The sequence below is a fragment of the Flagellimonas flava genome (assembly GCF_050617915.1).
Lineage (GTDB): Bacteria > Bacteroidota > Bacteroidia > Flavobacteriales > Flavobacteriaceae > Flagellimonas > Flagellimonas flava_A.
Genome location: NZ_JBODQE010000085.1, coordinates 1 through 262, shown reverse-complemented (window position 1 = coordinate 262; position 262 = coordinate 1). Strand labels below are relative to the sequence as shown.

Sequence of the window (262 nt, the reverse complement as noted above, 5' to 3'; positions counted from 1 at the left end):
AGCGCATCTTAAGCGGTATTTACCTAAAGGCCGAAACAGACAAAGCAACAGCTATAACAGGCAGGAATGGATGTGGTAAAAGCAGCTTACTAGACATTATTTTTGGCAACTTAAAACCTAAGTATAAATTAATTAGAATAGACAACAAACCTATTCTACAACCACTTTACAAAACGGGATTTATAAAATACCTGCCGCAATATCATTTTATTCCAGATGGTATGGCTGTTAAAACTGCTTTTAACATGTTTGGTGTCAACTG

At 35.5% G+C, this 262-nt stretch carries 1 protein-coding gene; it reads left to right on the top strand.

What is annotated here, in order from left to right; translation table 11 throughout:
• A partial coding sequence (locus tag ACRHOZ_RS21075) for an ATP-binding cassette domain-containing protein (protein WP_431130270.1) occupies window positions 1-262 on the top strand: 262 nt, incomplete at both ends.